The 25,095-nt window shown below is 53.8% G+C and carries 25 protein-coding genes; 15 read left to right on the top strand and 10 right to left on the bottom strand.

Annotation, left to right across the window (positions count from 1 at the left end):
- Window positions 1–218: 218 nt before the first annotated feature.
- On the bottom strand, window positions 219–1,637 hold the full coding sequence (phrB, locus tag CPA50_RS15270) for a deoxyribodipyrimidine photo-lyase (RefSeq protein ID WP_096783386.1): 1,419 nt from the start codon (window positions 1,635–1,637) through the stop codon (window positions 219–221).
- Between the two features lie 155 nt (window positions 1,638–1,792).
- Here phrB and CPA50_RS15265 point away from each other — a divergent pair, with 155 nt between their 5' ends.
- From CPA50_RS15265 to CPA50_RS15215, 11 genes are all read left to right on the top strand, one after another.
- A complete protein-coding gene (locus tag CPA50_RS15265; RefSeq protein WP_096783385.1) occupies window positions 1,793–2,602 on the top strand; it encodes a hypothetical protein in 810 nt (269 codons plus the stop codon).
- A gap of 51 nt (window positions 2,603–2,653) precedes the next feature.
- A complete protein-coding gene (locus CPA50_RS15260; protein ID WP_096783551.1) occupies window positions 2,654–3,514 on the top strand; it encodes a mechanosensitive ion channel family protein in 861 nt (286 codons plus the stop codon).
- A gap of 40 nt (window positions 3,515–3,554) precedes the next feature.
- Complete coding sequence (locus CPA50_RS15255) at window positions 3,555–3,992, top strand: ATP-dependent zinc protease (protein WP_413772167.1); 438 nt, start codon at window positions 3,555–3,557, stop codon at window positions 3,990–3,992.
- Complete coding sequence (rimK, locus tag CPA50_RS15250; RefSeq protein ID WP_096783383.1) at window positions 3,989–4,894, top strand: 30S ribosomal protein S6--L-glutamate ligase; 906 nt, start codon at window positions 3,989–3,991, stop codon at window positions 4,892–4,894. The genes CPA50_RS15255 and rimK overlap by 4 nt, the downstream gene beginning before the upstream one ends.
- A 3-nt stretch (window positions 4,895–4,897) precedes the next feature.
- Entirely contained in the window at window positions 4,898–5,962 is a 1,065-nt protein-coding gene (locus CPA50_RS15245; RefSeq protein WP_096783382.1) for a succinylglutamate desuccinylase/aspartoacylase family protein, read from the top strand.
- Window positions 5,963–5,977: 15 nt separating this feature from the next.
- Window positions 5,978–6,403 carry a secondary thiamine-phosphate synthase enzyme YjbQ gene (locus CPA50_RS15240; RefSeq protein WP_096783381.1) on the top strand — a complete coding sequence of 142 codons (426 nt, stop codon included), beginning with the start codon at window positions 5,978–5,980 and terminating at the stop codon, window positions 6,401–6,403.
- A gap of 638 nt (window positions 6,404–7,041) precedes the next feature.
- A complete protein-coding gene (locus CPA50_RS15235; protein ID WP_096783380.1) occupies window positions 7,042–8,016 on the top strand; it encodes a TAXI family TRAP transporter solute-binding subunit in 975 nt (324 codons plus the stop codon).
- A gap of 101 nt (window positions 8,017–8,117) precedes the next feature.
- Window positions 8,118–10,298, top strand: coding sequence for a TRAP transporter permease (locus CPA50_RS15230; RefSeq protein ID WP_096783379.1), 2,181 nt, complete (start codon window positions 8,118–8,120; stop codon window positions 10,296–10,298).
- An 87-nt stretch (window positions 10,299–10,385) separates the two neighbouring features.
- A complete protein-coding gene (locus tag CPA50_RS15225) occupies window positions 10,386–12,200 on the top strand; it encodes a sensor histidine kinase (RefSeq protein WP_096783378.1) in 1,815 nt (604 codons plus the stop codon).
- Complete coding sequence (locus tag CPA50_RS15220) at window positions 12,197–13,549, top strand: sigma-54-dependent transcriptional regulator (RefSeq protein WP_096783377.1); 1,353 nt, start codon at window positions 12,197–12,199, stop codon at window positions 13,547–13,549. Before CPA50_RS15225 ends, CPA50_RS15220 begins: the two co-directional genes overlap by 4 nt.
- Before the next feature lie 237 nt (window positions 13,550–13,786).
- Window positions 13,787–14,500 carry a methyl-accepting chemotaxis protein gene (locus CPA50_RS15215; RefSeq protein ID WP_227519671.1) on the top strand — a complete coding sequence of 238 codons (714 nt, stop codon included), beginning with the start codon at window positions 13,787–13,789 and terminating at the stop codon, window positions 14,498–14,500.
- Between the two features lie 55 nt (window positions 14,501–14,555).
- On the opposite strand, the gene CPA50_RS15210 is transcribed toward CPA50_RS15215, so the two are convergent.
- Both CPA50_RS15210 and CPA50_RS15205 read right to left on the bottom strand, forming a co-directional pair.
- Complete coding sequence (locus tag CPA50_RS15210) at window positions 14,556–15,911, bottom strand: PhoH family protein (RefSeq protein WP_096783376.1); 1,356 nt, start codon at window positions 15,909–15,911, stop codon at window positions 14,556–14,558.
- Window positions 15,912–15,977: 66 nt separating this feature from the next.
- The gene (locus tag CPA50_RS15205; RefSeq protein WP_096783375.1) at window positions 15,978–16,469 is read right to left on the bottom strand and encodes an HPP family protein; all 492 of its coding nucleotides are present in this window, start codon (window positions 16,467–16,469) and stop codon (window positions 15,978–15,980) included.
- Window positions 16,470–16,644: 175 nt separating this feature from the next.
- Between CPA50_RS15205 and CPA50_RS15200 the strand changes: the two genes are divergently transcribed.
- A complete protein-coding gene (locus tag CPA50_RS15200; protein ID WP_096783374.1) occupies window positions 16,645–17,652 on the top strand; it encodes a DUF2804 domain-containing protein in 1,008 nt (335 codons plus the stop codon).
- 69 nt (window positions 17,653–17,721) lie between these two features.
- On the opposite strand, the gene minE is transcribed toward CPA50_RS15200, so the two are convergent.
- The 5 genes from minE to CPA50_RS15175 all read right to left on the bottom strand — a co-directional run bounded on the left by minE (window position 17,722) and on the right by CPA50_RS15175 (window position 20,286).
- Window positions 17,722–17,973, bottom strand: a complete 252-nt coding sequence (gene minE / locus CPA50_RS15195; RefSeq protein WP_096783373.1) for a cell division topological specificity factor MinE — start codon at window positions 17,971–17,973, stop codon at window positions 17,722–17,724.
- Between the two features lie 3 nt (window positions 17,974–17,976).
- The gene (gene minD, locus CPA50_RS15190) at window positions 17,977–18,789 is read right to left on the bottom strand and encodes a septum site-determining protein MinD (RefSeq protein WP_096783372.1); all 813 of its coding nucleotides are present in this window, start codon (window positions 18,787–18,789) and stop codon (window positions 17,977–17,979) included.
- A 77-nt stretch (window positions 18,790–18,866) separates the two neighbouring features.
- On the bottom strand, window positions 18,867–19,622 hold the full coding sequence (gene minC / locus CPA50_RS15185) for a septum site-determining protein MinC (protein ID WP_096783371.1): 756 nt from the start codon (window positions 19,620–19,622) through the stop codon (window positions 18,867–18,869).
- On the bottom strand, window positions 19,619–20,008 hold the full coding sequence (locus CPA50_RS15180) for a HopJ type III effector protein (protein ID WP_096783370.1): 390 nt from the start codon (window positions 20,006–20,008) through the stop codon (window positions 19,619–19,621). Before CPA50_RS15180 ends, minC begins: the two co-directional genes overlap by 4 nt.
- Complete coding sequence (locus tag CPA50_RS15175) at window positions 20,008–20,286, bottom strand: DUF1244 domain-containing protein (RefSeq protein WP_096783369.1); 279 nt, start codon at window positions 20,284–20,286, stop codon at window positions 20,008–20,010. The genes CPA50_RS15180 and CPA50_RS15175 overlap by 1 nt, the downstream gene beginning before the upstream one ends.
- A 115-nt stretch (window positions 20,287–20,401) precedes the next feature.
- On the opposite strand from CPA50_RS15175, the gene dinB reads away from it, so the two are divergent.
- On the top strand, window positions 20,402–21,466 hold the full coding sequence (dinB, locus tag CPA50_RS15170) for a DNA polymerase IV (protein WP_096783550.1): 1,065 nt from the start codon (window positions 20,402–20,404) through the stop codon (window positions 21,464–21,466).
- Between the two features lie 2 nt (window positions 21,467–21,468).
- Here dinB and CPA50_RS15165 read toward each other — a convergent pair whose 3' ends face one another.
- Window positions 21,469–22,041, bottom strand: a complete 573-nt coding sequence (locus tag CPA50_RS15165) for a phosphatase PAP2 family protein (RefSeq protein WP_096783368.1) — start codon at window positions 22,039–22,041, stop codon at window positions 21,469–21,471.
- Entirely contained in the window at window positions 22,007–23,227 is a 1,221-nt protein-coding gene (locus tag CPA50_RS15160; protein WP_096783367.1) for a glycosyltransferase family 4 protein, read from the bottom strand. Before CPA50_RS15160 ends, CPA50_RS15165 begins: the two co-directional genes overlap by 35 nt.
- 114 nt (window positions 23,228–23,341) lie before the next feature.
- Between CPA50_RS15160 and CPA50_RS15155 the strand changes: the two genes are divergently transcribed.
- Together CPA50_RS15155 and CPA50_RS15150 are read left to right on the top strand one after the other, a co-directional pair.
- Window positions 23,342–24,379: an NADP(H)-dependent aldo-keto reductase gene (locus CPA50_RS15155; protein ID WP_096783366.1), complete on the top strand. Its 1,038-nt coding sequence runs from the start codon at window positions 23,342–23,344 to the stop codon at window positions 24,377–24,379.
- A gap of 242 nt (window positions 24,380–24,621) precedes the next feature.
- The gene (locus CPA50_RS15150; RefSeq protein ID WP_096783365.1) at window positions 24,622–24,942 is read left to right on the top strand and encodes a hypothetical protein; all 321 of its coding nucleotides are present in this window, start codon (window positions 24,622–24,624) and stop codon (window positions 24,940–24,942) included.
- Window positions 24,943–25,095: the final 153 nt, after the last annotated feature.

The raw sequence follows: 25,095 nt of genomic DNA, 5'->3' as shown, positions 1-25,095 counted from the left end.
GGCAGGCCGAAGCTGTTGCGGGCCGGGCTCTCCAAAACACGCTGTGAATACGTCCGTGTACGCTCGGCTCCGCCCTTTAGCGCTAATGCTCCTGCGTCGCGCTAAAGATCCTGGGCAAGCCGTCCATGGCTTGCCCGTGAAGTGCTTCGCACTTCACCCATGGCTCCGCACGGTTTTGGAGAGCCCGGCCCACACCAGCTTCTACATTTTTCATCAGTCTAGTCTTTTAGCGCCTGAAACCTCGCGATTGCTTCCTTCCTGCTTTCCTTCAAATCAACGATCGGCCGGGGATACCCGCCGGGAATAACGCCTCCTTTTGATGGATCGTGAATGCGCTTGTTATCCAGCTTCGCCAGCTCAGGCACCCACTCGCGGATAAACTCACCTTTTGGGTCAAAACGCTCACTCTGGGTAACCGGGTTGAATACGCGGAAATAGGGTGCGGCGTCTGTGCCGGTGGATGCACTCCATTGCCAGCCGCCGTTATTGGACGCAAGGAAGCCATCCACGAGTTTTGACATGAAATAAGCCTCTCCCAACCGCCAGTCGATAAACAGGTTTTTGGTCAGAAACATGGCTGTCACCATACGCAGCCGGTTGTGCATCCAGCCTGTTTCGTTGAGCTGGCGCATGGCTGCGTCGACCAGGGGAATGCCGGTTTGGCCTGATTTCCAGGCTTCGAAACGCTGGCCCGGGTCGTTCCATTGCAGTCGTTCGGTTTCCGGCTTGTAAGCGCGGTGCATGCTCACCCGTGGGTAGTGATACAGGGTGTTTATGTAAAAATCCCGCCAGGCTATTTCATTTATCCAGGTCACCAGGCCTTCCTGATTTCCGCCCATGCCTTGTGCCTGCCGGGCTGCAATCATGCACTGGCGCCCGGAAAGCACGCCATTGGCGAGGTAAGGGGAGAGCTGGCTGGTGCCATCCAGGGCGGGGAAGTCTCTTTCTTCCTTGTAGGCGCCTCCGTGTTCACTGAGGAAAGTTTCCAGCCGGGAGTGTGCTGCATCTTCTCCGGTTTCTGTAAAGGCTGGCGGAGCATCTTTGAAGTTTTCAGGAATTTTCGTAATACGCTCCGGTTTGATGGCATCGCCCTGGGCTTTCGGAAGGGGATAGAGCGATGGCTGGTTTTCATCTATCCAGCTGCGCCAGCGTCGGGAGAAGGGCGTGAATACAGAGTAGGGTTCGCTCTGGCCCGTGAGTATTGCACCGACTGGAGCGACGGTCTGGTCACGGTACTTGCGTGTCACAATGTCCATTTCATCAAAGCGGTGCTTCACAGCTTTGTCGCGTTTGCGTTCGTTGACGCCATATTCTTCATTAAAGTGGAGATATCGAATGCCGTGCTCCCTGCAATGGGATTCAAGCATTGTGATGCTGTCGCTGAAGCGTTCAGCCGTTATAAATGACAGCGGTATGCCGAGCCTGGCCAGTTCTCCGGAGAGTGCGTTCGCATGGGCGATAACAAACTGGACTCGTGCCGGCGACCAGTCATGCTCTTGCCACTGTTCCGGAGTGAGGATGAAACAGGCACGAACGCCTGCGCCGCCGACGGCCAGACTGGACTCTTTGCAGGCTGCGGCAAGGGCGGCATTGTCGGCGATGCGCAGATCGTTTCTGAACCATACCAGGTGCGTCATTGTGTATTCCGTGTCGGTTAGCGGCGTTGAATGTAAGGGTAATTACATCGCTCTGAGGTAATAAAATCACATAGTTGGTTATTCGCCCGTGGTGACTGATTGGATTATAGTTGACTCAACTTTAGCAGCCGTAATCGTAGGGGTTCGCAGCGTTCATGGATAATGAAACCGACAGCCGGCGCGACGGCAATTGGGCTCAGCCATACGAGCTTGTCTCCGGTCAGACCCAGCACCACAGGCTTGGGCATGTGCGGCTGTGGGTTACTTTATTGGACAAAGAGTGGCAGGTGCGCTCTGAAACCCGTGCGCCTGAGACCGATCCTGTGGGCTGGACGGAATCCATAGGGCACCAACTGCCACATGAAAACGTGTCCCTGCAACGGTTTATCCGGGAAGGGGACTCCTCAACGATAACCTTCATCCCTGCGGTCGCCAACCTTCCAACGGTGATTCGTCCTTATCATCCGCTGACCATTCCCGGAGGCGCGCGTTGCACGATCTACGTAGGAACAGTTGTCTGGATGAAAGTCTGTGCGGGGAAAAATCAGACCCTCCTTACCGAGGTTCCTCTGGCAGTTCCATCGCTTACCTGGGTGGGGCGAAATACCATGGAAGGCGAACTGTGTTACTCGTCGTCGAGCTTTGGCCGGTTATTGCTTGAGGCGGTGCCGAAGAGGCCTTGGCGTGCAGTGACTCCGGTCACGATTATTAATCGCCAGGCTGAGCCTTTGTTACTTGAGCGTTTCAGTCTGCCTACTCCGATTCTGTCACTGCATCAGAATGAGCGCGGGCAGTTGTGGACACCGGGCGTAGTTGTTGAGGTCGCGACCGATATGAATTCAGCAAGCCTGCATGTGGATGAAGGTTTGCTCACCGCTGCCGGCCCCTGCACGCAAGTGGCGCCAGCACGGGAAAAAGTTGCCAGAGGGCGTCTTGTGCGGGCCTTTGATCGGGTGTTTGGCTAATGCACATTCTGCGGAGTAATGATTGTGGCTGATGAGCTGAAAACAGGTGCAATGAATGTATTTTCCGACATAGCCTGGGGGCAGTGGATCAGCTCTGGTTTTCTGCTGGTGCTTGGCATTGTTCTCGGGTCGCTGGCAGCACGCAGCGTGTCGAAGGTAATGGCAAAGCGCAGTTCCCGGCACCATACCGTGATGGTCCGGCGGCTGGTGTTTTATGTCATCTTCCTGCTGTTTGGTGTGGCGGCGCTTCGGGAAGCCGGGTTTTCGCTGGATGTTGTGCTGGGTGCGGCGGGCATTCTTACTGTGGCCATTGGTTTTGCCTCGCAGACTTCTGCCTCGAATATGATCAGCGGTTTGTTCCTGCTGGTTGAAAAACCCTTTGAAATCGGTGATTTCATCGAGGTAGAAGCCATCATGGGCGAAGTGGTGGGTATTGATATGCTCAGCGTAAAGCTTCGTACAAGGGATAATCTCTACGTGCGCATTCCCAATGAAACCCTGATCAAGACACCGGTCATTAACCGTTCCCGGTTTCCTATCCGCCGGATCGACCTTAGCGTGGGGATTGCCTATGCTGAAGATGTGGAGAAAGTAGAAAATCTGTTGATGGAGCTGGCAGAAAAGAACCCCGTTTGCCTGGAAGAGCCAAAAGCGTTCGTACTCGTATCTGCATTTGGCCCATCCTCGGTAGACCTGCAGTTTTCTTTCTGGGTGCCAAAGGACAAAGTGCTTGAGGGCAAGAGTGGAATGCTCGTTGCCGTCAAGAATGCTCTGGATAAAGAAGGTATAGAAATACCCTTCCCGCACTCCAGCATATACGCCGGTAGTCATTCCGAGCCCTTCCGTGTGCAACTGCTGGGCCTGGAAAAAAACATTGAAAAGGAAGTTTTGGATGCCGACAAAGAAAGTTGAGTCCCTGAAAACCGTTGCAGTTACACCTTCGGAAAACAAAATCAGCCTGGGCTGGCGGGAATGGGTGGCGTTACCGGATCTGGGTATAAATCGTATAAAGGCTAAAGTTGATACAGGTGCACGTACCTCATGCCTGCATACGTTCCGGACGGAGCCTTACACACAGGACGGTGAGCGTAGGGTCCGGTTCTGGGTTCATCCGGTGCAGAATGACATGCATCAGGTGGTGGAGTGTGATGCTCGTGTTCTGGATGAGCGTGATGTGTCGGATTCTGGCGGCCATAAGGAGTTGCGGCTGGTGATTGAGACTAAGCTGGTAGTAGGCGGCGAGAGCTGGCCTGTTGAAATGACGCTGACTAACCGGGATTCCATGCGTTTTCGTATGTTGCTCGGGCGTACCGCGATGGCGGGGCGCTCGATGATTTATCCGGAAGCTTCCTATCTCGCCGGGGAACCGGCTTCAAGGTCTGAAAAATGAAAATTGCAGTTCTGTCCCGTAACCGACACCTTTACTCAACCCGTCGACTGGTGGAAGAGGGTATCAATCGTGGCCATGAGGTAAGGGTTATTGACTGCCTGCACTGTTCCATGAATATCACGTCTGCCAATCCCCGGATTCACTATCACGAAGAAGTGCTGGAAAACTTTGACGTGATTATTCCCCGTATCGGGGCGTCCGTTACTTTTTATGGCACCGCGGTTCTGCGGCAGTTTGAAATGATGGGAACCTTCCCGGTGAATGAGTCTGTTGCCATCACCCGTTCCCGGGACAAGCTGCGCTCTTTACAACTGCTCGCCCGTAAAGGTGTTGGTATGCCCGTAACCGGCTTTGCCAACAAGCCGGATAACGTGCCGGAACTGCTTAAAATGGTGGGCGGTGCGCCAGTGGTTATCAAGCTTCTCCAGGGTACCCAGGGTATTGGAGTGGTACTGGCAGAAACCCGCACAGCGGCGGAAAGTGTGATTGAGGCCTTTATGGGCCTCAAGGCTGACATACTTGTACAGGAGTTCATCAAGGAAGCAGGTGGTGCTGATATTCGTTGTTTTGTGATCGGTGACAAAGTGATCGCCGCCATGAAACGGCAGGGAGCGGAAGGAGAGTTCCGCTCTAACCTGCATCGTGGTGGCAGTGCGTCTCTGGTTCGCATTACGCCGGAAGAGCGGAAAACAGCCATTACCGCAGCCAAGGCCATGGGCCTGAATGTGGCCGGTGTTGACCTGTTACGCTCAAGCCGCGGCCCTCTGGTGATGGAAGTAAATTCATCGCCTGGACTGGAAGGTATTGAAAACGCTACCGGAAAAAACGTAGCGGGCATGATTGTGAACTGGATAGAAAAAAATCAGGCGCCCCAGCGCACCAAAACCAAAGGCAGAGGTTAATCGATGGCGCGCGCGCCCTTTGAGATGGCCGGGGTTCAGGTTAAGCCTGGAACCCGACAAACCATAGAAATACCGGTAGCAAAGTTATATACCCACACGCCGCTGAACCTGCCGGTGGAAATCGTGCATGGGCGCAGGGACGGCCCGGTATTGATGGTGTGCGGCGCTATACACGGTGATGAGATTGCCGGTGTGGAAATTGTGCGCCGTGTACTTACCAACTCAGCTCTTCGCTATTTGCGCGGGACGCTGATTGCGGTGCCTATCGTTAATATCTTCGGATTTGTACACCGCACTCGCTACCTGCCAGACAGGCGTGACCTTAACCGTTGCTTCCCCGGTAGCGAAACCGGCTCCCTCGGGGGGCGCATTGCTTATCTTTTGCGTACCATCATCATGGAGCAGGTAACGCACATAATTGATTTGCACACCGGAGCCATTCACCGCTTCAACCTGCCGCAAATCCGGGCCGAACTTAAAAATCCGGAAACCGCGCGTATGGCCGAGGCGTTTGCCGCTCCTGTCATTATTAATGCAGGCCTGCGGGAGGGGAGTCTGCGTGCTTATGCAGATTCTCTGGACATCCCTGTTATCACCTATGAAGGTGGTGAAGCACTGCGGTTTGACGATGTGGTTATCGGCAGCGGAGTAAAAGGCGTGATGCGTGTGATGCGGGAGCTGGAAATGGTTCCCCCGCGCAAGGGCCGCGCTACGTCGAAAAAACGCTCGGAAATTGCCGCCAACTCCCAATGGGTAAGGGCAGATATTGATGGCATCATGCGCCCGGTAGCCAAGCTTGGCCAGAAGGTGCGCAAAGGCCAGAAGCTGGCAATGGTTGCCGATCCGTTTGGTGAATCCGAAACGGCGGTTATCTCTCCCTGCTCAGGCATAGTGATTTGTGTGAACAATCTGCCACTGGTGAATGAAGGTGAGGCTATCTATCACATTGCCCGGTTTGATGAGCTGAACGAAGCAGAGAAAGCCATGGATTATTTCCGTAGCTCCTTTGAGGCAGAAGTGAGCGAAGCAGTTGTGCCCATGCATCCCTGGGATGAACTTCAGAAATAAACGATAGGAGCTGCCATGATCTGGGATCAGAAGTTTATTGATCTCGCGCCGCTACCGCGGGGATTCCATCTTGTTACCAATGAAATCCTGGCCCAGGCGCCGGATATGACCAACTGCGAAGTGGGGTTGCTGCACCTGTTTATCCAGCACACATCTGCCTCGCTGGCGGTGAGCGAAAATGCCGATCCGGATGTGCGTGGTGATCTTGAGCGCCACTTCAATGTGATGGTGCCTGAGAGGGCACCCCATTATGAGCACGTTCTGGAAGGGCCGGATGACATGCCGGCTCACATCAAGAGTGTTCTCATAGGGCCCTCGCTCACGTTACCCGTGAACCATGGTCGCCTGGCGCTCGGGACCTGGCAGGGTATTTATCTTTGCGAGCACAGAGACCGCGCTGATGGTCGCCGGATTGTTGCAACTCTGCAGGGGCGTTGGTGAACATGAGTCGTTTAGGTCAGCTAGCTAGAAACTGACCTGATTCACTGGATAATGGTGAATAGATAGCTACTCTTCTTTATGTTTGTTTTGAACTGTCAGGGAAGGTGGTTGCTTGAGTCGGCTTAACCGTCGCGCCCCACGCGGGCGCGTGGATTGAAACTATTTGCCTTGATGATCATTACGTATTTCCCGGGCTTCACGCTGTTCTTCGTCAATTTGCTAACTTAACCAGGCTATGCTTTTGATGAAGTGATTGAGTATGTGTGAGACTGCCCCCGTTAAGGCATCAGACTCAGAAACTAAAAATGAGATATGGATACGAGCAGGCAGGGATGCTTTAACTTTGACGAGCGAATTGAATTTGACCTGGAAGCCGTCAGGCCTTGGAATATTGTCTGGGGTTAGCTGATCGTTGCAATGAACTGCGTCCTTTCAGGTTGGCGGAATTTAACCCATAGCCTTCTCGTAATGGGTGGAAATACACCCATTTATTACCCCTTCGTTTTCTCGCTTTTATAAAACCCCTTGATTTGTGGACAGTTTTTAATCTGGCCTGCTCCTTGCTAATCCTTTGTACCGCGGCCCTCTCGGGCTCCGTTGAGCACCCAATAAACAAAATGAACCAGGGAGCATTCTCTATGAAGACCCAAGCCATTATGGCAGTGGCATTCGCCTCTACTCTTGTTGCTAGTCCCGCTTTTTCCCAGGATCGGGCTGGATGGCCGGATAACTTTACTGTGGGAACAGCCAGTCAGGGCGGTACCTACTTCGCTTATGGCTCCGGTTGGGCCAACTTTGTTGCAGAAAGTCTGGGTGTTTCCGGCGGTGCTGAAATCACTGGCGGGCCTATGCAGAACATGGCACTGGTTCATACCGGAGATCTCAAATTTGGTCTGACCACCATGGGGCCGGCCCGGGAATCAATGGATGGCAACAGCCCGCTGGCGCCAGGCATGAAGATGGACAACGTTTGTGCCATGTTCCCAATGTATGAAACGCCTTTCTCGGTTACTGCGCTCAGCAGCTCCGGTATCACCTCTATTTCTGATATTCCGGACGGCGCCACTATCGGTTTTGGCCCTGCGGGCTCAACCTCTGATACCTATTTCCCGCGCATGATGGAAACCCTGGGAGTGGACTTCGAGCGCCGCAATGGCAGCTGGTCTGACCTGGGCGGTCAGCTTCAGGATGGTCTGATTGATGTTGTGGCCTTTGCCGCTGGTATTCCGATTCCTGCGGTAAGCCAGTTGGAAGTTCAGACTGATGTAAACATCATCAACATGACGGATGAGGAAGCGAAGACGATTACGGATAACTTCCCGGTATCCGAGTTTATTATTCCTGCCAGCACCTACCAGTCGCTGGATGAGCCGTCGCGTGTGGTTTCCATGTGGAACTTTGCCATGGTGAACTGCGATGTGCCGGAAAGCTTTGTGTACGAAATTACTAAGCTGACCATGGAGCAGAACGAAAGAATGGTTTCCATTCATAAAGCTGCCCGCAACTCGATTCCCGAGAACTACAGCAAGAACAATGTGCTGCCCTGGCATCCGGGTGCTGCTCGCTGGTTCAACGAGAACGGCTATACCATCGAAGAAAGCATGATCAAGTAATTCTGTTGATTTGAGCGCTTGACCAAAAGGGGCCGGCAAGGCCCCTGAACAATAGCCGGCAAATTCTGCCGGCACCGATTTGCCTGCAGGCAGGATCCCCAATGACACTTGAACGACACCCTAAAGACTTTTCTGATGTGGAGGTGGGCGAAGACCATGTGCTTGCCCACGACGTGGATAAAGAGCCTGTAGAGGCAAACCGAAGGCTGTTTGAAGGCGGCATGCTGAAGTTTGTTACTTTGCTGGCGATTGTATACTCATCGTTCCATCTTTATTCGCTGAACATTGCGCCGCTGGAAACCTGGTCGTTCAGGATTGTGCACATTGCCGGGGCCCTTATTCTGGGGTTTGTACTGTTTGCCGGTGCTCGTTTTGTTTCTTCAGAAGAAGGCTCAGCACGCCACCGCTGGACAACATGGGTTGGCGCGGTAGCGCTGCTTCCTGCATTTTACGTGCTGTACCAGACATTTTCGTTCTGGCAGATGGTTCAGAACGGAGCCATGCGTATCCCTGCGGATCTGGAAACCTGGCACTTTGGCTGGCCCCTGTTGGCGGCAACGGGTGTGGGAATTATCATGAGCTGGTTTCATCAGCGTGAACGCTCACGCTTCAGTGTGCCGGACCTGGTTCTGATTGTATGTTCGATCGCTGTCGCCGCTTATTTTCTTGTGGCGTATAACTCCTCAATGCGTATGTCTACGGGCACCTCTTTCGCACCTGTGGGTATCTCGTTTGCAGCGGTAGCTGGCACAGCGTTGATTATGGAGCTTACCCGCAGGGTAGCTGGTCTGGCGCTGGTGATTATCGGGCTGGTGTTTCTTGTATATGTGTTTGCCGGCCCATATCTGCCTGGCTTCCTTGGCTATCCGGGGCTGTCGGTACAGCGCTTTTTCAGCCAGGTTTATACCGATGCCGGTATTCTTGGGCCCACCACAGCGGTGTCGTCTACTTACATTATTCTTTTCATAATCTTTGCCGCGTTTCTGCAATCATCAAAAGTAGGTGACTACTTTGTAAACTTCGCGTTTGCGGCTGCCGGACGTTCCAGAGGCGGCCCTGCCAAGGTGTCCATTTTCGCCTCCGGCCTTATGGGTATGATCAACGGCACCAGTGCCGGTAACGTGGTATCTACCGGATCACTGACTATCCCGCTGATGAAGAAAGTGGGATACAGCAAAAAATCTGCGGGCGCTGTGGAAGCAGCGGCATCGACCGGTGGCCAGATCATGCCTCCGATTATGGGGGCGGGCGCCTTCATCATGGCCGAAATTACCGGTATTCCTTACACCGAAATTGCCATTGCTGCCATTATCCCTGCGATTCTGTACTTCGCGTCCGTTTACTTCATGGTTGATTTCGAAGCGGCAAAAACCGGCATGCGTGGTATGCGGGAAGATGAGCTGCCCAAGCTTCGTACCATGGTTAAACAGTGTTATCTGTTCCTGCCAATCATCATTCTGGTGGTGGCTCTGTTTATTGGTTATTCAGTGATACGTGCCGGTACTCTGGCCATGGTATCCGCGGCGGTTGTCAGCTGGTTCTCGCCTAACAAGATGGGCATCCGGCAGATTCTGCATGCGCTGGAAACCGCATCTTATATGGCTATTCAGATTATCGTGGTGTGCGCGGCGGCAGGCGTGATCGTGGGGGTTATTTCCCTGACCGGCGTTGGCGCCCGTTTCTCGGTACTGCTGCTTGACGTGGCAGAGGCCAGCCAGCTGCTGGCGCTGATCTTCGCTATGTTTATCTCTATCCTTCTGGGTATGGGCATGCCCACAACGGCCGCTTATGCTGTTGCAGCGTCAGTGGTGGCTCCAGGCCTGGTGCAGCTGGGCATTGAGCCGTTGACGGCCCACTTCTTCGTATTTTACTTTGCGGTTGTTTCTGCCATTACTCCGCCGGTTGCGCTGGCGTCCTATGCGGCGGCAGGAATTTCCGGTGCAAACGCTATGGAAACTTCAGTGGCGTCTTTCCGGATTGGTATTGCAGCATTTATCGTACCTTTCATGTTTTTCTACAACGGCGCGCTGTTGATGGAAGCGGGCTGGTTCGATATTGCCCGTGCGCTGGTTACCGCACTCTTTGGTGTGTACCTGCTGTCTGGTGGTGTGTTGGGCTGGTTTGGCAATGTTTCAGCACCCTGGCTAGCCCGCCTGCTGTTGATCGGGGCAGCACTGTTGATGATTGAGGGCGGTATGATATCTGACATTGCCGGCATAGGGCTCGCTGCAGTGGCGTTCCTGATGCAACGTCAGCGCAAGGTTCGTATGGCTGCTGCCTGAGGCCCTGCCCTTTTCGCCCGTACCCTTGTCCTTCAGGGGGGCGGGCGATACTCTGGCGTCCTTGAACGGTATTGCAGGAACCGGGCTATGTCCTACCGGATAGGCGCTTTTATTGTATTTATGTTTACTCTTTTGGTGTCCTGGGTGCTGGGTGGCTGGGTTGGCTACCGGCAGGTTGAACAGGACAGTATCGAAGAGTCTTTCCGCTACCGCCAGCTTGTCGGGAACGAGCTGAACCGGTACTTACCTATTCCTGAACTGATGGCTGAGCACCCGTTACTGGTAGAGGCTCTGAGCTCTCCGGGTAACAGGGCGGTGATACATCAGGCCAATGAGCAGATGCAGCGTATGGCAACCATTGCGGGCAGCTCTGATGTTTATCTGATGGATACGTCGGGTCTGACGATTGCTGCCAATAACTATCAGCAGGCAGATAGCTTTGTGGGCCGGAATTTTGCGTTCAGGCCGTATTTTTACGAAGCCATGGAGGGCGGTCATTCCGCTGTCTATTTTGCTCTGGGGCTTATGTCCGGGGTGCGAGGCCTGTACTTTTCCCATCCGGTACGGGGTGAGGATTCCAGGATTCTGGGCATTGTCACCGTGAAAGTACTGGTTCACGAGCTTGAGTCTCAGTGGCACAGGCCAGATTCCACCCGTGAGGCGGAGATGGTAGTGCTGGATGAAGCCGGCGTGAGTTTTCTGGCCAGCAAACCTGAATGGTTGTATCGGGACTTTACCGGTAATACGGAAGGGGCACCGGGAGAGGCTTCTCGCCAGCGTTACCCTGAGCGTGATCTGGAGCCTGTGTCTCTGCAGTATCTTGGAAAACCCTCGGGATTGTCTGGACTGTCCGGCACCTTGCGTATCCGGGAAGATGGCGGAGGCCGTGAGTACCTGAGTGTTCGCACCCCCTTGCCGAGACTGGACTGGACCCTGCAGGTTATGGTGAGCACCCGCTCGGTAGTCTGGACGCGGCTCGGGTTTGTGGCAGGTGGGATCGCGATTTATTTTGGCGTGTTGCTGGCGTGGCTCTATTTGCGCGAGCGCTACCGCCGGGAAGCGGAACTGGCCTTGAGAGGAGAGCAGCTTGAACGCAGTGTAGCCGAGCGAACGGCTGACCTGGAACGTTCTAATTACAAGTTGCTGGGAGAGATACGGGAGCGTGAACGCACTCAGGACGAGTTGCGGGAAACTCAGCAGGAGCTGATTCAGGCGGCAAAGCTGGCGGTGCTGGGACAGATGTCAGCCGGGCTTAATCATGAGATGAGTCAGCCTATTACCGCCATTCAGACCTACGCCAGAAACAGCCGGCGATTCCTGGAGAAAGGCGCAGCCGATATGGTGGACGCCAACCTCAGTGAAATTGTGCTTTTGTGCGACAAAATGGCTGAGCTTACCCGTCAGTTCAAGGTGTTCTCCCGTAAGTCTGAAGGGCCGCCGACGATTGTGGATTTTCGCCTGTCGGTGGATGCGTCCCTGAAAATCATTGCAGCCCAGAAAAACAGTGCAGGCATCAATATAAGCTGGAATAGCCCTTCGCAGCCGGTTTATTGCCATGGTGACCTGATTCGTATTGAACAGGTGATGGTTAACCTGCTTGCGAATGCGGTGCAGGCGGTTGAAGGCATGGAGCACCCAAAAATCACCATAGACGTTGAAGAAAAAGAAGGGAGCTGGCGCTGTTTCGTACGGGATAATGGGCCTGGGCTGCCAGCGAATACTGAACAGATTTTTGAACCTTTCTTCACTACGAAGTCAGTCAAACAGGGGCTAGGGTTAGGGTTGTCTATCTCAAGGCAGATTGCTGATGCTTTGGGCGGGCGGCTCACTGGTTGCAATCGCACCGACGCACCGGGTGCGGAATTTGAATTTACCCTGAAGAAACGTGAGGCCATGGAATGACAGAACCCTCGGTAATTTTTGTGGATGATGATCCCCACATTCGCCAGGCCATTGCTCAGGCGCTGACCCTGGAAGATCTGTCTGTGCGCTGTTTTGAGGATGCGGAGTCGGGCTTTGAGGCTGTTTCGCCGGAATACAGCGGCGTTGTGCTATGTGATTACAATATGCCGGGGATGGATGGGCTTGAGATGCTGAGTGCCGTCCAGGCTATGGACAAGACTATCCCGGTTATTATTCTGACCGGCCAGGGCGACATAAGTACCGCCGTCTCTGCCATGCAGCAAGGCGCCTACGATTTTATTGAGAAGCCGTTCAAGCATGACGAACTGATTGAACTGCTCCGGCATGCGCTGGAGAAGCGGCATCTGGCTTTGGAAAACCGTCGTCTCAAAGCCCAGTTGCGACATTTGGCAAGGCCTGGCCCCAGGATTCTGGGTGACACGCCAAGCATGCAAAAAGTGATGGATACCATTACTCCGATTCTGGATATAACGGCCAATATCCTGCTGTCTGGTGAAACCGGATCCGGTAAGGATGCTCTGGCCCGTTACATTCATGAAAATAGTCCCCGGGCTTCCCATAACTTTGTTGCGATCAACTGTGGTGCGGTACCGGAAAACCTGATTGAGAGTGAGCTTTTTGGCCATGAGGCCGGGGCGTTTACCGGAGCTGATAAACGGCGCATTGGTAAGATCGAGCATGCACATCGAGGTACGCTGTTCCTGGATGAAGTCGAAAGCATGCCCATGCCGCTCCAGATCAAACTGCTCCGCGTGCTTGAAGAGCAAAAGGTGGAACGTCTGGGCAGTAATCAGGTTCAGGAGCTGGACGTGCGTATTGTTGCTGCCACCAAAGCCGATCTCAAAATGCTCAGTGATGAAGGCAGTTTCCGTGCGGATCTTTATTACCGCCTGAATGTGGTGAAGGTGGATATCCCACCCTTGCGTGAGCGCAAAGAGGATATCCCGATGCTGTTTCACCACTTTGTTCTGATTGCTGCCGCACGTTATGACCGCGAGAGTATTCCGCTGGATGCAAGCCAGGCTGCAGGGTTAATGCATCATAGCTGGCCGGGGAATGTCCGGGAGTTACGTAATCTGGCAGAACGCTATGTACTGCTTGGCCCTGCTGCACTGGATGATAGTGAGCCGGTAGCCAAAGCTGATGTGAGTGGACGGCGCACGCTTACAGAGATGATGGACAGCTTTGAGCATTCGATATTGACCAGTGCTCTCAATGCCTGCCATGGAAGTATCAAGGACACCATGGTGCAGTTGGGTGTCGCCCGCAAAACCCTCTACGACAAAATGAAAAAGCACGGTCTGGACAAGGCCCAGTTCAAAGACTGAGCCTTGTATCGGATACGCAAAGGCACGTGTTTTTACATGCGTTATACAAAATACGCAGTACCCTCAATGATAATTTCTCCCCCTGTTCTGTAGTATCGCGACTCCTTACTACGGGCGGGAGTTTCCGCCTATTCCCTGCAATAAAATGAAGCATCTGCGGAGCTGAACCAGATAATGGGAGAGGCCGAGCAAGGTGTAGAGCGTCAAAAATCTGAAAGTGATCAAGTGGCAACAGCCATGCATGAGATGACCGCTGCGGCCCAGGAAGTGGCTAATAACGCCAGTGAGGCCTCCGATGCTGCGGACCATGCCAGTGTTCAGGTATCTGATGCTCAGGGGCTGGTGCATCAGACCATCGAAGTGATCGGTGGCTTGTCTGAGCAGGTTGAAGAAGGCGTGAGCGTTATTGAGATGCTTGGTTCTGATTCCCGCAAGATTGACAGCGTTCTGGAGGTGATCCGTGAAATAGCCGACCAGACTAACCTGCTTGCCCTGAATGCAGCCATCGAAGCTGCACGTGCCGGCGAAGCTGGCCGAGGCTTTGCGGTTGTAGCAGATGAAGTTCGCACGCTGGCGAGCAGGACGCAAAAGAGCACTCAGGAAATTCAGGAAACCATTGAGCGGCTGCAGTCCGGCGCAGGGAATGCAGTGAAGCTGATTGGCTCGATCAGTGAGCGCAGTGAGGCCACGGTTGCAGAAACCTGCAAGGTGAGCGACGCGCTGCAGAGAATCAATCAGGCGGTTGGCACCATCAATGATATGAATGCCCAGATTGCCAGTGCCGCCGAGGAGCAGACCAGCGTTTCCGAGACCATCAACCAGAATGTTCATGAGATTGTTGCGATCACTGAGCAGACGGCTCAGGGCACGCATCGGGCTGGCGTGGCAACACAGCGGCTTAAGGCGCTGGCGGCAGATATGTCAGATCAGGTCAGTCGTTATCGGGTGTGAGCAATTGAAAAATGGAAAACCTGGGTTGTGTGGCCCAGGTTTTTTTTGCCCGGTATCAGAGGTTGGCTTCTGCAAACTCTGCCAGTACTGAGCGCGGTACTCCTTGCAGGTGAATGTGTCCGCCATGGCTGAAGGTTTTGAAGCGTTCTGTCATGTAGGTCAGGCCGGAGCTGAGAGCGCTCAGGTATGGTGTGTCGATCTGCGCCAGGTTGCCCAGACAGATCACCTTGGAGCCGTTACCCGCACGGGTAATAATGGTCTTGATCTGGTGTGGTGTCAGGTTCTGGGATTCATCAATAATAATCAGGCTGTGCTGGAAGCTGCGACCACGAATGTAGTTCATGGATTTGAAGTGCAGGGGCACCTTGCTGAGAATGTAGTCCACGCTGGCGGTCATATTCTCATCGTCTTCGTGCAGTGCTTCCAGGTTGTCTACGATGGCGCCCAGCCAGGGCTCCATTTTCTCTGCCTCTGTGCCGGGAAGGAAACCAATATCCTCATCCAGCCCCTGGGTTGAGCGCGTGGCAATAATCCGCTTGTAGAGTTTGCTGGCGACGGTCATCTCAATACAGGCAGCCAGCGCCAGAATGGTTTTACCTGAGCCTGCCGAGCCGGTGAGATTAACCAGGTGGATATCCGGGTTCAGCAGCAGATTCAGGGCCATGGCCTGATAGATATCCCGTGGAACCAGACCCCAGACCTCTTCGTTCATCAGGTCGTGCTGGTGCAGGTCCCGGATAACCACCTGAGTATCCGTAATCTTGACAGCCCGGCCAATAAACCCCTGCTCATCAAGAACGAACTCATTGATATTGAGCCTGGCGAGTTCGCCTTCGCGCTTGAGAATGTGTTCGGTTATGCCATCCCGTTGTACAGTTTCCACTTTTGAGATGGTGTCCCAAAACGAGTTCGGGAACTCTCGGTAACCCTTGGGCAGCAGATCAATGTCATCCAGCAGTTGATCGTTGTGATAGTCCTGGGCCTCAACGCCAAAACCGCGGGCTTTAAGCCGCATATTGATGTCTTTGCTGACCAGTATGATATCCCGGGACTTGTGCCGCTTCTGAAGCGCTGCCAGCGTGTTGATGATCTTGTTATCGTTGAGATGCTGGGGCAGTGAGTGGTCACTCACATGCTCCGTGCTCATCAGAATGGAGAGGGTGCCCAGAGGCTTTGCCATCTTGGCCCGCACGATGGGTACGCCTTTTTCAATGTCTTTGGGACTGGCATCGCCAAGCAGCCTGTCTATGGTACGGATTGCCTGGCGACAATCGGCGGCGACGCTCTGCTTGCCGGACTTGAGGCCGTCGAGTTCTTCCAGGACCGTCATCGGGATGATGACATCGTGTTCTTCAAAGTTGAGGAGGGCGTTTGGATCGTGAATCAGGACATTGGTGTCGAGGACATACATTTTTCTTGGCGCTTGCGGTGCCTTTTCGGGGGTTCTGGGCATAGGGGTCGCTACCTCTGTGGTGGTTCAGTCGTTGCGGGCGCAGCGTTTCGTAAGGTCCTCATCCGAGACGATTTTCAGCATGTCGTATGTGGTCACGATACCGGTGATTTTTGACCCTCGGGTTACAAAGATCCGGTGTAAGTGCTCTCTCATCATAATATTGGCAATGTCGCGCACAGGCGTGGTTTCGTCAACCGATAAAACAATGGGCGTCATGATATCCCTGACCTCAACCGGCACTTTGCCCATTTCTTCAAAAAGTATCATGCGTAATCGCCGCGCCTCCTGCTGGTCTTCTGCAGTGAGCTCTTTGTCGGCATCGGGCCTGCTGGCATTCCAGCGGAATTCTGTGATGTCTTTGAGTGTGACTATGCCGACAATCTCGCCTGACTCATCGGTAACCGGGCTGCCGGTAATTTCATTGTCGGTGAGAAACCGGGCCAGACGGTCCATTGTCCAGGATTGCGGTACGGCCTTGATGTTGGGCGTCATTATCTCGTAAGCGAGCACGGTCATCGAGTTTACCCTGGCTTGTGAAGTCCCTGTTCCAAAGCTTATCGTTTCGCGCTTTCTCCGTCACCTGATAGTTGCCGGAAGGTTTTTGCACACTCATACGCCAGTGGGGTGGAGCCCTTACCACTTTCGTAAGCTACACTTTCCTGATTAACCGGGGGCAGACCTGACAGCGACCATGAGCAAAGAAAAACTGATAGACGCAAAAGGGCATATCCTGCCCGGTGTACTGAGCACACCGGTAGACGAAATAAACTACCTGGATTACGACCTGCGAACAGTGATGGATCGCCCGCGCTCCGGTCTGGCCCGGCGTTTGCGTTTTAACCAGTTCCAGTTCATTGGTGCGGCTGGTCCGGGCTGGGTGTTTGGCCTGGCAATTGTGGATCTGAAACTGGTGGGGAGTGGTTTTTTCTATCTTTATGATTTTGCATCCGGGCAAATGCTGGAGCGCAGTTTCATGCGCCCCCTTGCGCTGGGAACCCGGATAGAACCATATCCCGAGCTGGGCTCGGCTTCATTCACCAAGGGGGATGTTTCCATGCGGGTTCTGCCCTTTGCCGGCGGGCGAAATGTTTCTGTATCTGCGCCCGGTGGGGTTCGGGTGGAACTCACGCTGAGAGATGACCATGACCCGCTGCGGCTTGTATGTCCGGCGGGTTACAACGGTTGGGTGTTTACGCGCAAATCAGCAGGCCTGCCTGTCGAAGGTGAGATTCGCTGGAACCAGTGCATCTGGCGCTGTGATGAAGCTACCCGTGGGGCTATCGACTGGAGTTGTGGTTTTATGCGCCGTGAAACCGCCTGGAACTGGGCCAGCCTGGCCAGTCTTCTGCCGGACGGCCGTTCCATAGGGCTTAATCTGGCTGCCGGTGTTAATGAAACCGGCATGACAGAGAATGCACTCTGGCTGGATGGGCAGTGCCATAAACTTGGATCTGCCCGGTTCCATTTTGATCGTTATTATCCCGGAGGCGAGTGGCACGTGACCACTGAGGACGGACGGGTTGACCTGCACTTTGTACCTGCAGCGGCGCGTAAGGAAAAACTCAATGTGGGTATTCTTGCATCCAATTTCCGGCAGTATGTTGGCAGTTTTGATGGAACCATCATCGACGAAGGTGGAAAAAAAGTCGCTATCAGGAATTTAAAGGGGTTGGTTGAGGATCATTTTGCAAGGTGGTAATAAAAATGCCCGCCCGCTTTCAACGGGAGGGCATTTTTGTGCCTGCAGTTGGACTGACTTATAGCTGCTTCAGCGTTCGGGCAGGGTTACGTTCAGTTCCAGAACAGAGCAACTGTCGTTGCGGTCCACTTCTACCTGAACCATATCATCACTGATCTGGACATATTTCCGGATCACCGCCAGCAGTTCCTGCTGTAATTGCGGCAGATAGTCTGGCTGGTCGCGCTGACCGCGCTCGTGCGCCACGATAATCTGCAACCGCTCTTTAGCTACGTTGGCAGTACCGCTTTTCTTGCCTCTGAAATAATCGAGGATACTCATCGGTCAGCCCCCTTTGAACATCCGTGAGAAGAAGCCCTTTTTCTGGGAGGTCATGAAGCGTTGTTCCCGCTCCTCACCCAGAAGGCGTGCAACTGCGTCATCGTAAGCCTGGCCAGCATCGCTTTCCATTTCGAGAATAACCGGCAACCCCTGGTTTGAAGAGTTGAGAACAATCTGGCTTTCCGGAATAACACCCAGTAAAGGAATGGCGAGAATTTCTTCGACATCTGCCACAGAAAGCATCTCGCCCCTGTCAACCCGTTCAGGGTTGTAACGGGTCAGCAGCAGATGCTCTTTGACTGCCTCCTGGCCGGTTTCGGCGCGCCGGGATTTGCTTTGCAGGATGCCGAGAATGCGGTCGGAGTCCCGCACAGATGAAACCTCGGGGTTGGTTACTACAATGGCTTCATCTGCATAGTACAGAGCCATCATAGCACCGTGCTCGATGCCAGCGGGTGAATCGCAGATGATGTAGTCGAACGTTTCAGAGAGTTCGTTGATAACTTTTTCAACGCCCTCTTTGGTAAGAGCCTCTTTCTCCCGGGTCTGGGAGGTGGGAAGGATATAGAGGGTATCGACCCGCTTGTCCCGGATCAGAGCCTGGTTCAGCGTTGCTTCGCCCTGTATGACGTTGACAAAGTCATACACGACCCGGCGCTCGCAGTTCATGATCAGGTCCAGATTGCGCAGGCCCACGTCGAAGTCAATCACGACGGTTTTGTGCCCGCGTTTGGCAATGCCGGTGCTGATGGAGGCGCTGGTGGTTGTTTTACCAACGCCGCCCTTTCCTGAGGTAACGACAATGATTCTAGCCAAGGTTTATTTCCTGTTTCTCGGTGGATTCGTCGTGTCTGCCGGATAAACCGGTCACATTATTTTGTCGGATTCCAGTATCAGGCTTTTTCCAGCGGTGTTACCACCAGCAGGTCGTCCCTGAGCTGGATTTGCGCAGCGCTTTTCCAGCCATTGTTCTGAAGATCTTCGGAGATTTTATAGTGTCCGGCGATGGACACAAGCTCTGCCTCAAGTGATTGGCAGAAGATTCTTGCGGACTCGGCTCCATGAATGCCTGCCAGGGCACGGCCCCGCAGCGGCCCGTAGATGTGTATGTTGCCTGCCGCCAGCACTTCGGCGCCCGCCTGAACCGGTGCCAGAATAACCAGATCACCATCTGGAGCATGAACCTGCTGGCCGGAGCGGACCGGCTGGCTGATGATCCTGGTCGGTGCTGCCTGGGGTGTTGGTGCAGCGGGAGATTCCGCAACTTCTGTTGTTTTATCAGGCGTTGCGTCGGTTTCATGGGCCCGGTCTCTCTGGCCGGTTCCGGGCATCAGTGCTAACGAGGCTCCCCTGGCCAGTCTGCGCTGGTCGTCATTGCCGCCTCGAACACCAATAACGTGGATGTTATTGCGCCGGCAGGTGCCGATGATCTTGAAAAAATCCAGCTCACTGTCGAGGCCTTCATATTTTTCGAGGCTGATAATGAGGGGGATATCCCGGAAGAAGCCAGGCGCCTGGCTGATTTTTTCTTTCAGTGTTTCTTCAAACTCATCGTTATCGAAATAGTAGAGCTCCAGTGCTGTCATGGAAACGCTGGCACTTTTCAGCTGGAATCCGTGTTTTACCCCGGAGGTGGCGGTGTCACTCATGAGTGGGTCTCTTCCCTGGTATCTGGCTCAGATGGAGTTTGGCGCAGGCGCAGTGGCACATTTTCAAAATGGATGCCCGACCAGCCGGTGCTTATGAACTGACGGATGTTGCCGTGGCTGTCTTCGGTTGGAGTGTCCAGAACCTGTTGATAATGCTGCGCAAATAGCTTCAGGGTGTCTGCCTCATTCAGGTTGCAGTACTGAGCAATACCAAATACCTGGCAGGACCCTGTGTTTTCATCAGCAGAATTGAATAATGGACCGTTGTGAAATCCCGTAGGCTGAAAATCAAAGTAGTGCCTGATCAGTTCCAGTGTGTCATCAAAATCGGCATGGCCGCCATCCAGTGATGCCAGGTGGATACGCAGTGCATTGTTTACGTTCATTACTTATGGTCCTGCCTGGGGCCGGTCTGGTGAAGTGATTTCCACTCTTCATAAGGCATTCCGTAGATCTCTTCTCTGGCGGCGGGGTCAGAAATCTCTAGCCCGCGTTCTCCAGCCTCCGCACGGTACCACTTGGAAAGGCAGTTGCGGCAGAAACCGGCCAGATTCATCAGGTCAATGTTCTGAACCTCAGGGTTGTCCTGTAAATGTCTGACAAGGCGACGAAACGCCGCTGCTTCAACTTCGGTGCGCTGAGGGTCTGGAATGGGGTTTGTCATGGAGCCTCGTGATGGTGTCCGGTGGTTATCATTGGGGTTCCTGACATTCTCAGCATCTTACTTTAAGATACAAGGCTGTATAAATGTACAGAAACCCGACGCGAGTGCAGTGATTATGCCTCAACGCAAGATCATCCATGTGGATTGTGACTGTTTTTATGCGGCAGTCGAGATGCGTGATGATCCGACATTGAGAAATGTTCCTTTGGCAGTGGGTGGTGCTGGTGGACGAGGGGTCGTTGCTACCTGCAATTATAAGGCCCGGGCTTTCGGCGTACGTTCTGCCATGCCTGGCGCGGAAGCCCGGCGGTTATGCCCTGATCTGGTGACAGTGCCGCCGGATATGGCCCGTTATCGGACTGCCTCGAAACAGGTCATGAATATCCTGCGGGAACTGACGGACCTGGTTGAGCCTTTATCTCTGGATGAGGCATTTCTGGACGTATCCGATATTACCGATCATCGGGGCAGTGCCACCTTGATGGCCCGTTACCTTCGGGAGAGAGTAAAGAACGAAGTTGGGATCACCATTTCCGCTGGAGTGGCGCCCAACAAATTTTTAGCCAAAATTGCCAGCGACTGGCAAAAACCCGATGGGTTGTTTGTGGTAAAGCCTGACGATGTTGACGACTTTATCCGGGAGTTAAAAGTCGAGAAACTGTTCGGAGTGGGGCAGGTGACTGCGTCCCGGCTGCACGCGCTGGGCGTGCAGACCTGCGGTGACGTTCAGGCGCTGGGTGTGGATGTACTGATCGAGCGGTTTGGCAAGCAGGGGTACCGGCTGCATGAAATGGCCCACGGTCGGGACGAGCGGTCTGTGGTGGTTTCGCGGATAGCCAAATCTGTAAGTGTGGAACGTACATTCTCTCAGGACCTTCCGGATATGGCTGCCTGTGAAACAGTTCTTGCATCGCTGGTTGCGGATTTGAACCTGAGGCTTTCCCGCAAGGGGCTTGGTAAGCCCATTCATAAATTATTTGTCAAAATACGGTACAGCGATTTTTCTACCCACTCGCTGGAGCGTGTAAGGGAGAACATAAAGGATCCTGCCTTTGAAGATTATCTGCCCCTTCTTGGGGAGTTGGTAACCAATCGCGAGAGGCCGGTTCGCCTGTTAGGTCTGGGGGTGCGTTTTCGTAATGACGATGCGCCTGTTACTCAGCTCCGGCTGTTTGATTGAGCTCAGCCAGGGAACAGAACGAGAAAGTCGGCGATAAAATAATGTGTTGATAAATATCCCATGAACCCTCCAATCAGGGCTCCCGCTGCCACGTCGGTGGGGTAGTGCAGGCCCAGTACAACCCGGGATGCGGCAACACTCAGGGTAAACGGGAGGGTGGCCAGGGCCAGTGTGGGCTCGGTCATGAACAGCATCGCCTGAAAACAGGAGGCATGCATAGTATGCCCGGAGGGGAAGCTGTATCTGTCCAGTGGTGGCGTGCCGCAATTGATGGAGGGGAAGGATATAAAAGGTCGCTCACGGATCAGCCGGCGTTTGAGGAGTTTGTACGTCAGCGTGCACGCAAGCCCTGTCAGCGTCATCAGTAACGCGATACCTGGCCCGGCTCCGGGCCTCATAAAGGGAATGGCAAGGATGAGTGCGTACCAGAACCAGCCGTCGCCCATTCGGCTCATGAGCTGGAAATAACGCAGCACCAGCCGGAACCGGACCATCTGATTAATGAACTGACAACAAGCGTATTCGCGTTGATCCGCTAATTCAAAGAAGCGGGCGGCTGTGCTTACTGGGCGCATAGTATTGGACCTTTGGGCTTTGGCTTAACACCAGTTGTTCAAATTGTCTGACCTGAGAATCCCAGCGCAGCTGAAGAGCATCCAGGCGTGCCTGGGTACGGATGCGGTTAAGCAGGCTGGGCTGGTTCGTCAGCCGGAGGGCTCCGTCGACAAACCTTTCATCCATGGTAAGTGGTGCCTTCATCCCGTTTTCTGAGTGACGGATGTGCTCGCTGGCGGCAGCATCGTCGTAGGCAACGACGGCAAGGCCGCTGGCCATTGCTTCCAGAACAACGTTGCCGAATGTGTCGGTTTTGCTGGGGAACAGGAAAATGTCTCCGGAGGCGTAGTGGCGAGCGAGATCCTCGCCTTGCCGGGTACCACAGAAGATATAATCCGGGTGCTTTTCGGATAGCAGCTTGCGCATGGGGCCATCACCCACCAGCACAAACCTGGTCCGGGGATACAGTTTGCGGATGCGTTCGAAGCAGGATACGGCCATGCGAAGATTTTTTTCTGCGGCCAATCGGCCCACATAAAGTACTGCCCGGTCGTTTTCCCTGAGTCCCCAGGTCGCGCGCAGGGATTCGTCCCGCTTGTATGGTGCAAAACGGGAACAATCAACTCCACGGCTCCAGATGCCGGTCGGCGTGATGCCCATGTCTGAGGCGACCAGTTGCATTTTCTTCGTGGGTACCAGGGTGATTGCTGTCCGGTTGTGGAACCACCGGCCGTAGGCACAGAGCGGCTTTGCCAGAAATCCGGCACCGTAGTATTGACTGTATTGGTGAAAGTTGGTGTGGAAGCCTGAGCTGACAGGCAATCCTATTTTTTTCGCAGCCGATACGGCGGCTACACCCAGGGGGCCCTGAGTCGCTACGTAGATTGCATCAGGGCGATCGGTTTGCCACAGCCGCCGGAGGTCACGGCTGCTAACCAGGCCGAAACGCAAGTCTGCATATCCGGGCAGAGGCACGCCGGTCACTACGTATTCGTGGCTGAATAAGGAGTGGTTTGCATCTGACTCTGTGTTTTTGCTTTCATGGCGCTGTCTTGGGCGTACAACTGTGACCTTATGTCCGTTTTTTGTCAGGCCCTGGCACAGATGCCTGAGCGTGTTGGCCACCCCATTGACTTCCGGCGGAAATGTTTCGGAAACGATGGTAATGTGCTGTATTCGCCGGCTGGCCTGACTGGTCCTGGTCACAACGTTTCCTGTGGTTCCTTTGACATGACTCCACTATGGGGGCGCAGCGTGACCGTAATGCGACACTCCTGTGACATTCTCTTTACGTGTTAAACCAACTGAAGCGGAGATGCTATGCAAACCCGAAAGCTTGGCAATACCGACATTGACGTCAGCCTGATTTGCCTGGGAACCATGACCTGGGGCGAGCAGAACACTGAGCAGGATGCTTTTGAACAACTGGATTACGCTACCTCTGAGGGTGTGAATTTTATTGATGCCGCGGAGATGTATCCGGTGCCGCCACGACCGGAAACCCAGGGGCTGACTGAAACCTGTCTGGGTAACTGGCTTGCTAAGCGCAACCGGCGCGATGACCTCGTGATCGCCTCGAAAGTCGCAGGACCGGGCAACGGATTGAGTTATCTGCGTAATGGCCCGCGTCTGACTCGTGAGCACATTATTGAAGCCTGTGATGCCAGCCTGAAGCGCCTGCAGACCGATTATATTGACCTGTACCAGGTACACTGGCCGGATCGCAATACCAACTTTTTCGGTAAGCTCGGTTATGAGCATGATCCGCAAGAGAAGTTTACGCCGATAGAGGAAACACTGGCGGCTCTCGGTGAGCTGGTGGATGCGGGGAAAGTCCGGCATATCGGTGTTTCTAATGAGACGCCCTGGGGTGTGATGGAATATCTGCGCCTGGCCGGGGAAAAAGGCTTGCCGAGGATTGTCAGTATTCAGAACCCATACAATTTGCTGAACCGGTCTTTTGAAGTTGGTACAGCCGAGATTGCACACAGGGAGCAGACCGGCTTACTGGCGTATTCACCTTTGGCATTCGGTATGCTGTCTGGCAAATACATGGGTGGAAAATGGCCTGAAAAAGCCCGCCTGACGCTTTATGAGCGGTTCAGTCGCTACACCAATGAGCGCAGTGCGGATGCAACCCGCGCATATGTCGAGCTTGCCCGGCAGAATAATCTGTCTCCGGTTCAAATGGCTTTGGCCTACGTGAATAGCCGGGGCTTTGTTACCAGTAATATTATTGGTGCCACTACCATGGAGCAGTTGCAGGAAAACATAGGTTCGCACAGTGTGGATCTCAGCCCCGATACGCTGGAAGCGATTGAGGCGATTCACCAGGAATTCACCTATCCCTGTCCTTGATATCCTGCATAGCTGAATATTTACGTAAGGCATTGAGCCATAAGGAATTGGCTGTGCCTTGCGGTGATGATAGTTACATTCTGAAATGTTACGGATCATCTTTTGACAAAAAACGAGTGATCCAGTGACAAAAAAACGACTCAAATGTGTGCGTTTTCACAGCTTTTTGCCTTCCGGGGATTAGACTTTAGCCTAAGGTATAAGTAAGATTCTTATCCGGTTAAAAGGTCAGCGTAAGTATCATGATTATTCGCATTTTTGTCGCATTATTTGTTCTCAACGCCGCCGCGTTCGTGGTTCGCGCAGAAGCGGCTGAGCGCGGTTTTAATGAGTTGAGCGAAACCATGACCATAGAAGATGTCTATGAACTGGAGCAGCGCATGGCCGGCGATTCTGACGATGAGGCTGATGCGGTTGCAGAGATCGGGTCCCGCTTGCTGAGCCTTTCGCTGGTGCGCATAGTCCATACGGGTAAGCAGTATGCCTCTCAGTCTGCCCAGGCCGATCACGGGATTGCGCTGTTGAACGAAGGCGCCTGCCTGAACCTGAAGTGGAATTTCTGACCCCTCTACTGTAACCGGCAGGTTTCTGTTCGTTGTTTTCCTGAGTCTGCAATTCTCTTCCCCTCGTTCTGTGTCTCACTTTTTCGACTGTACTTTCTGTTTCTTGTGATCAGGGCTGGCGAACAACCTGATTCATGATCTCGTGCATTGTCT

The sequence above is a fragment of the Marinobacter sp. ANT_B65 genome, assembly GCF_002407605.1.
Taxonomy (GTDB): Bacteria; Pseudomonadota; Gammaproteobacteria; order Pseudomonadales; family Oleiphilaceae; genus Marinobacter.
Note: the sequence above shows the minus strand (reverse complement) of the source record. Positions and strands in the feature narration are given on the sequence as shown.